The sequence below is a fragment of the Streptomyces sp. URMC 123 genome, from assembly GCF_051386515.1.
Classification (GTDB): Bacteria; Actinomycetota; Actinomycetes; order Streptomycetales; family Streptomycetaceae; genus Streptomyces.
Window position 1 is genome coordinate 1 of record NZ_JBPQTV010000293.1, and the last position, 8,138, is coordinate 8,138.

Annotated in this window: 5 protein-coding genes and 1 tRNA gene; all 6 read right to left on the minus strand. The window is 70.0% G+C overall.

Annotated features, from left to right (window positions below):
- The coding region (locus tag ACSNOD_RS25135) for a hypothetical protein (protein WP_436769324.1) at positions 1–1,287 on the minus strand (1,287 nt) is incomplete at its 3' end.
- Between the two features lie 325 nt (positions 1,288–1,612).
- On the minus strand, positions 1,613–1,747 hold the full coding sequence (locus ACSNOD_RS25140) for a DLW-39 family protein (protein WP_003958712.1): 135 nt from the start codon (positions 1,745–1,747) through the stop codon (positions 1,613–1,615).
- 144 nt (positions 1,748–1,891) lie between these two features.
- Positions 1,892–1,965, minus strand: a tRNA-Ile gene (locus tag ACSNOD_RS25145).
- 130 nt (positions 1,966–2,095) lie between these two features.
- Complete coding sequence (locus ACSNOD_RS25150; protein ID WP_436769325.1) at positions 2,096–2,947, minus strand: DUF3566 domain-containing protein; 852 nt, start codon at positions 2,945–2,947, stop codon at positions 2,096–2,098.
- A 3-nt stretch (positions 2,948–2,950) separates the two neighbouring features.
- Entirely contained in the window at positions 2,951–5,566 is a 2,616-nt protein-coding gene (gene gyrA / locus ACSNOD_RS25155; RefSeq protein WP_436769326.1) for a DNA gyrase subunit A, read from the minus strand.
- A gap of 75 nt (positions 5,567–5,641) precedes the next feature.
- Complete coding sequence (gene gyrB, locus ACSNOD_RS25160) at positions 5,642–7,681, minus strand: DNA topoisomerase (ATP-hydrolyzing) subunit B (RefSeq protein ID WP_436769327.1); 2,040 nt, start codon at positions 7,679–7,681, stop codon at positions 5,642–5,644.
- Positions 7,682–8,138 lie beyond the last annotated feature (457 nt).

The window sequence follows — 8,138 nt, forward strand, 5'->3', positions numbered from 1 at the left end:
CAGACGCCGGCGGTCAGCGCCCGCGCGTCGTTGAACCCGGTGCCGCCCCTGCGCTCCCGCGGCTGCCCGGTGGGCGGCCTCGTCCGCCGCCTCACCGTTCCTCGCGGCCTCCCGGTCGCCGTCGGTCAGCCCGAAGCCCGCGGCCGCGGCGTCCCCGTCGTACTCCGGCGCCGCGGCCCCCGGCGTGTCCTGAACGGTCAGCCGCAGCGTCAGGCCGAGGCTCCCCCGAGTGAGCGGCGCCGTCTCGGAGTCGAGGGAGACGGCCAGGTAGTACCAGCCCGCGAAGCGCATGCCGCTGATCTCGCCGGAGGACGTGCTCTGGTGGCGGTTGGCGTGGGCGACCGGCGCCAGCGCGTCCGGCTGCACGGCCTTGGGCTTGCCCTCGTACGAGGCCGCCTTGCTCGTCACCGTGAACCGCGCCGGGTTGTAGACACTGATGCGCAGCACATCACTCAGATAGGTGTTCTCCGCCGAGGGGGCGCTGGAGAACTCCGCCACGGGGAACAGTTGCTGGCCCCAGTCGAGCGGCACCCGGTAGAAACGGGTCTCGCCGGGCCGCAGTTCGTCCCGCCAGACGCCGGCGGTCAGCGCCCGCGCGTCGTTGAACCCGGTGCCGCCCCTGCGCTCCCGCGGCTGCCCGGTGGGCGGGGTCGGCGGCGTGGTGCTCCAACTGCCGGCCACGGGCGGGGCGGGCGCCCCTTCCTTGAGCGCCGGCTCGTTCATCAGGCTCAGTTCGAGCGGCCACACGGTCTGATCGGAGCCCGGCGCGGTCTTCCGCTCCACCACCAGGTAGTACGGGCCCGCCTGCCCGCATCGGGCGTCCTTGCCGATGAGGCGCTGGACGGTGGCGGCCAGCGGCCGGGCCAGGTCGCCGGAGCCGAACTTCGCCTCGCTCTCGTCGCACTCGGTGCCGTCGGTGCTCTGGAGGGTGGCCGTGAGGGAGTCGCTGTAGTCGACCTTGCTGCCGGGCTCGGGCGCGGCCACCGCCGACAGATAGGTGTTCGACGCCGCGTCCAGGGTGACGCCGTAGTACCGCTTCTCGCCGGGGCCGATGGAGTCCGTGGACACGCCCCGCTCCAGCTGCGGCCCCTCGGCGCTGCTCCCGCCGCCCTTCACCTGCCGTGCGCCCTTGGCCCGTTGGTACGGGGACGGTTCCGCCGACGGGCCGGCCGACGCGCCCGGGGAGGGGGCCGAGGGGGCCGCCAGGGCCTGCCCGGACGTCGCCAGCACCGCGCACAGCGCCACGGCCGTGGCGAGGCCGGCCCGGCCTCGGCTGCGCAGCCTCATCGCTCTCCCCCTTGTGTCCTCACCGTGCCGCCGGACCGCTCACGCCGACCGAAGCCCCGGACCACTCGTGATCTTTGCTGGTGCAAGCTATTGATTTGCTTGGGCGAATACAAGGGGATCGGCATCACGGTCCGGCAAAAACGCGCCCCGCCCGGGACCGCCCCACACCACCGCCGCACCCACCGGAGCCCCACAGCACAGCCCCACACCACAGCCGCACAGCACAAAACCCCGGTCGCACCGAGCGGCCGGGGCCTTGCGTACGGGACTGTCGTCCCCGATTCACCGGGGCGCCACTAGCGGGGCGCCCGTGAGTGGGTGTGGCTCACACACCCGAACCTGCGGGCACGGAGTCGGTCGCCTCCGTCCACAGATCCTGCTCGGCGCGATCCGCCTGGATCTGGCGGTACACGAGGAGCCCGCCGATGGCGGCCAGTGCGACCAGGAGAAGCTTCTTCACCGCGCGACCTCGTCTTTCGTTGACGTAGGGGACCTCTGGCGCCCGATGATACACACCAGTCGATATCGATCGGTGACCTGCGGGGTGCCTCACGAAAAGACATCGGCCCGGAGGAAGTTTCCTTCCTCCGGGCCGATCGCACGGTGGGGCTAACAGGACTTGAACCTGTGGCCTCTTCCTTATCAGGGAAGCGCTCTAACCGTCTGAGCTATAGCCCCGCGCTGCACCGAAAGATTAGCGCACCTGGGGCGCAGTCCCAAAATCGTCCCCCGGCGGCCGTGGGGCGCCCCGCTCCGGCGGCGCCCGGACGCCCCTCCCCGGCGGCCCGTCCGACGGACCACCCGGCGACTACTCGTCCTCCGCCAGCGTCAGCTCGATGCCCCCGACGAAGCCCGCCGACAGGTTGTAGACGAACGCCCCCAGCGTGGCCAGGGCCGTGGCCAGCACCACGTCGATGACCGCGATCACGGAGGTGAACATCAGCACCCGAGGCAGCGACAGGAACGACTGGAGGTCGAAGCCGTTGCCCTCGTTGGAGCCGGTGGCCTCGCTGATCGTGCCGCCGACGGCGCTGAAGACGCCCATGGCGTCCAGCACCATCCACAGCACCGACACTGCCACGATCGTGCAGATGCCCAGCGCGATGGAGAGCAGGAAGCTGACCTTCATCACCGACCAGGGGTCGGCCTTGGCGACCCGCAGCCGGGCCTTGCGGGTGCGCGGCACCGTACGGGCCGCTCCGGTCCCCGCCGTGCCGCCCTGGCCCCCCGGGCCGCCCGTACGGGGCTTGCGCGCCGCCTGGGACGGGTACGCCTGCGGCGGGTGGTACGGCTGTGCGGACTGCTGCTCCGGCTCGGGCTGACGGGTCTCCGTCACGCTGCCCCCTTGTCGCGCCTGTCGCCCCGGTCGCGAGCCCTTGGGCGTGCTCTTGGGCGTGTTCCTCGCCGCGGCCGCGGCCTTCCCCGCCGCAGTCTTCCCGGCCACGGGCTTTCCAGCCGCGGTTTTCCCCGTGTCGGCCGCGCCGGCCGCCCCGACCGGGTCAACCGTGCCGACCGCGTCACCGGCGCCGGCCGGGCCGACCGCGCCCGCCCCGCCGCCGGCGGAGCCACGAGCACCGTCCTTCACAGTCGTGGAACTCCCGGAGGTGGTGTCCTCCTCGGTTCCCGGACCGCCCACCCCGGCGCCCGTGGCTCCACTCACGACCTACTCCTCGCTCTCGGCCGGGGCCTCGGCCCCGACCGTCTCGGGCGCGGTCTCCTCGGCTGCGTCGGCCGCTTCCTCGACCTCTTCGGCCTCGCGACCGGCCTCGGCGTTCCGGGCGATGCCGACCACGGCATCGCGCTTGCCCAGGTTGATCAGTTGGACGCCCATGGTGTCACGGCCGGTCTCCCGCACCTCGTCGACCCGCGTACGGATCACACCACCGCTGAGCGTGATGGCGAGGATCTCGTCCGTCGCCTCCACCACCAGCGCGCCCACCAGCGAACCGCGGTCCTCGACGATCTTGGCCGCCTTGATGCCCAGGCCACCACGGCCCTGGACGCGGTACTCGTCGACGTTCGTCCGCTTCGCATAGCCGCCGTCGGTGGCGGTGAAGACGAACGTGCCCGGCCGGACCACGTTCATGGACAGCAGCTCGTCACCCTCGCGGAAGCTCATGCCCTTGACGCCCGAGGTGGCACGGCCCATGGGCCGCAGCGCCTCGTCCGTGGCGGTGAACCGGATCGACTGGGCCTTCTTGCTGATCAGCAGCAGGTCGTCGTCGGGGCCCACCAGCTCCGCGCCGATCAGCTCGTCCTCGCGACCGTCCTCCATCTCCCGGAGGTTGATCGCGATGACACCGCCCGAGCGCGGCGAGTCGTAGTCCTTCAGCGAGGTCTTCTTCACCAGGCCGGACTTGGTGGCCAGCACCAGGTACGGCGCCGCCTCGTAGTCCCGGATCGCCAGGATCTCGGCGATCTGCTCGTCCGGCTGGAAGGCCAGCAGGTTCGCCACGTGCTGGCCGCGCGCGTCCCGGCCGGCGTCCGGCAGCTCGTACGCCTTGGCCCGGTACACCCGGCCCTTGTTGGTGAAGAACAGCAGCCAGTGGTGGGTGGTGGAGACGAAGAAGTGGTCGACGATGTCGTCCTGCTTCAGCTTCGTGCCGCGCACGCCCTTGCCACCGCGCTTCTGCGAGCGGTAGTCCTCGGTCTTGGTCCGCTTCACATAGCCGCCACGGGTGATCGTGACGACGATGTCCTCCTCGGCGATCAGGTCCTCGATCGACATGTCGCCGTCGAAGGGGATCAGCTTGGAGCGCCGGTCGTCGCCGAACTTCTCGACGATCGCCGCGAGCTCCTCGCTGATGATCTCCCGCTGGCGCTGCGGCGAGGCCAGGATCGCGTTGTACTCGTTGATCTTCGCCTGGAGCTCGTCGTGCTCGGCGACGATCTTCTGCCGCTCCAGGGCCGCCAGCCGACGGAGCTGCATCTCCAGGATCGCGTTGGCCTGGACCTCGTCGATCTCCAGCAGGCCCATCAGGCCCTCGCGCGCGACCTCGACGGTGTCGCTGCGCCGGATCAGCGCGATGACCTCGTCGATCGCGTCCAGCGCCTTGAGCAGGCCGCGCAGGATGTGCGCCCGCTCCTCGGCCTTGCGCAACCGGAACTTCGTCCGGCGCACGATGACCTCGACCTGGTGCGTCACCCAGTTGCGGATGAACGCGTCCAGCGACAGCGTCCGCGGCACGCCGTCGACCAGCGCCAGCATGTTGGCGCCGAAGTTGGTCTGGAGGTCGGTGTGCTTGTAGAGGTTGTTGAGGACGACCTTGGCGACCGCGTCCCGCTTGAGCACGATCACCAGGCGCTGGCCGGTCCGCGAGGACGTCTCGTCGCGGACGTCCGCGATGCCAGCGATCTTGCCGTCCTTCACCAGGTCGGCGATCTTCTGCGCCAGGTTGTCCGGGTTCACCTGGTACGGCAGCTCCGTGACCACCAGGCACTGGCGGTTCTGGATCTCCTCGACCTCGACCACGGCCCGCATGGTGATCGAGCCGCGGCCGGTGCGGTACGCCTCCTCGATGCCCTTGCGGCCCACCACCAGCGCGCCGGTGGGGAAGTCCGGGCCCTTGATGCGCTCCATCAGCGCGTCCAGGAGCTCCTCGGGGGAGGCGTCCGGGTGCTCCAGCGCCCACTGCGCGCCGGCCGCGACCTCGCGCAGGTTGTGCGGCGGGATGTTGGTGGCCATGCCGACCGCGATGCCCGCCGAGCCGTTGATCAGCAGGTTCGGGAAGCGGGACGGCAGGACCGTCGGCTCCTGGTTGCGGCCGTCGTAGTTGTCCTGGAAGTCGACGGTCTCCTCGTCGATGTCCCGGAGCATCTCCATCGACAGCGGCGCCATCTTGCACTCGGTGTACCGCATGGCCGCCGCCGGGTCGTTGCCCGGGGAGCCGAAGTTGCCGTTGGAGTCCACCAGCGGCATCCGCATCGACCACGGCTGCGCCAGGCGCACCAGGGCGTCGTAGATCGAGGCGTCGCCGTGCGGGTGGTACGTACCCATGACGTCACCGACGACGCGGGCGCACTTGTAGAAGCCCTTCTCCGGCCGGTAGCCGCCGTCGTACATCGCGTACAGCACGCGGCGGTGCACCGGCTTGAGGCCGTCGCGCACGTCGGGCAGCGCGCGCGAGACGATGACGGACATCGCGTAGTCGAGGTAGCTGCGCTGCATCTCCGTCTCGAGCCCCACCGGCTCGACACGCAGGCCCACGCCCTCGATGGTCGGCGCCTCACCCTCGGGGGTGACGGCACCGGGCGGAATGTTGGGAGTCTCGTCGGCCATTCCTGGTCAACGTCCTTTCGAGCTTGGGTGCCCCGGGGCCGCTTCGCGGACGGCCCCGGGGCGACAACGGCCGACTCAGATGTCGAGGAAGCGGACGTCCTTGGCGTTGCGCTGGATGAACGAGCGGCGCGCCTCGACGTCCTCGCCCATCAGCACCGAGAACAGGTCGTCGGCCTGGGCGGCGTCGTCCAGGGTGACCTGGCCCAGCACGCGGTGGTCGACGTCCATGGTGGTGACCCGCAGCTCCTCGGCGTTCATCTCGCCGAGACCCTTGAAGCGCTGGATCGAGTCGTCCCTGACCCGCTTGCCGTTCTGCCGGCCGAGCTCCAGCAGGGCGTCGCGCTCGCGGTCGGAGTACGCGTACTCGAAGTCGTCCCGGCCCCACTTGATCTTGTACAGCGGGGGGCGGGAGAGGTAGACGTGCCCGGCCTCGACCAGCGGCCGCATGAAGCGGAAGAGGAAGGTCAGCAGCAGGGTGTTGATGTGCTGGCCGTCGACGTCGGCGTCCGCCATCAGGATGATCTTGTGATAGCGGAGCTTCTCGATGTCGAAGTCCTCGTGCACACCGGTGCCGAAGGCGGAGATCAGCGCCTGGATCTCGGTGTTCTGGAGGATCTTGTCGATCCGCGCCTTCTCCACATTGAGGATCTTTCCTCGGATGGGGAGGATCGCCTGGTACTCCGGGTTCCGGCCGGACTTGGCCGAGCCGCCGGCGGAGTCGCCCTCGACGATGAAGATCTCGCACTTGGTCGGGTCGTTCGACTGGCAGTCGCTCAGCTTGCCCGGCAGCGAGGCGCTCTCCAGCAGGCCCTTGCGGCGGGTCAGGTCGCGCGCCTTGCGGGCCGCCACCCGGGCCGTGGCGGCCTGGATGGACTTGCGGATGATGTCCGCGGCCTCGTTGGGGTTGCGGTCCAGCCAGTCCGTCAGGTGCTCGTGCACGATCTTCTGCACGAACGTCTTCGCCTCGGTGTTGCCGAGCTTCGTCTTCGTCTGGCCCTCGAACTGGGGCTCGCCGAGCTTGATCGAGATGATCGCGGTCAGACCCTCGCGGATGTCCTCACCCGTGAGGTTGTCGTCCTTCTCGCGGAGCAGCTTCTTGTCCCGGGCGTAACGATTGACCAGACCCGTCAGAGCGGCCCGGAAGCCCTCCTCGTGGGTGCCGCCCTCATGGGTGTGGATGGTGTTCGCGAAGCTGTAGACACCCTCGGTGTACTGCGAGTTCCACTGCATCGCGATCTCCACCGAGAGCATGCGCTCCTTGTCCTCGGCGGCGATGTCGATCACGGTCGGGTGGATCAGCTCGCCCTTGCGCGAGTTGAGGTACTTCACGAAGTCGACGATGCCGCCCTCGTAGTGGTACCTGACGGAGAGCGGCTTGCCCTCCTCGTCGACGTGGTCGGGGCGCTCGTCGGTCAGCGAGATGGTCAGTCCCTTGTTGAGGAACGCCATCTCCTGGAAGCGCCGCGCCAGCGTCTCGAAGGAGTACTCGGTCGTCTCGAAGATGTCCGGGTCCGCCCAGAAGGTGACGGACGTGCCGGTCTCCTCGGTGGCCTCGTGCTGCTGGAGGGGTGCCGTGGGGGCACCGCCCTTGTAGTCCTGCGTCCAGCGGTAGCCGTCGGTCCAGATCTCGACGGAGAGCTTGGTGGAGAGCGCGTTCACCACCGAGACACCCACACCGTGCAGACCACCGGAGACGGCGTACCCCCCGCCGCCGAACTTGCCGCCCGCGTGCAGCACGGTGAGCACGACCTCGACGGCCGGCCTCTTCTCGACGGGGTGGATGCCCACCGGGATGCCACGGCCGTTGTCGACGACGCGCACGCCGCCGTCCGCCAGGATCGTCACGTTGATGGTGTCCGCGTGCCCGGCCATGGCCTCGTCGACGGAGTTGTCGACGACCTCCTGGACCAGGTGATGCAGACCACGCTCACCGGTCGAGCCGATGTACATGCCGGGCCGCTTGCGGACCGCGTCCAGACCCTCGAGGACGGTGATCGCGCTGGCGTCGTACGACGGCACGCCGGGAGCGGTGCCGTCGGCGGAGCCGGCAGTGGACGGATTGTTCTCGTTGGGGTTGCCGGAATCGGCCACGAAGCGCCCTTTCTGGCACAGCACAAGCCGTCTCCGGGCATACGGGAGCGGCTGCGTCGTTCAGCGTTAATCGACGTGTCCCACCAACAGGGCGGGGATTGCTCTCTAGTCTACCGGTAGCACTGACATGAATGGGGGTTTGCCGGTGCCTGAGTCCGCATGTGGCGCCCTGAACCTCCGCCCGCCGACTCCCCATATTCGGACCCGGGGGCCAAGAGGCTCACAGAGCCGCTCAGCGCTTCCGAGTGTCAACCCCCCGCTACCGTGCGGGACCGCCTCCCACCGGGGGCGCACCCCCGGAGCGGGCCGGCCGCCCGGCGCGCGGGAGTGGCCGGAGGACGGTGGCCGACGCGCCGTCGCCGCGGCGCGATTTTCGGCCACGGCACGCCGATGGTCGTGTCGCGCCCCGCGTCGCCGAGGGTGGCGGCGGGTGGGCACCCGGTGACGCCCGGTTCCCGCACGGGGTGGGACGGAGGGGTAC

Coding starts and splice junctions, on each gene's coding strand:
- gyrA (WP_436769326.1), bottom strand. CDS start 5,566: ATGGCCGACGAGACTCCCAACATTCCGCCCGGTGCCGTCACCCCCGAG.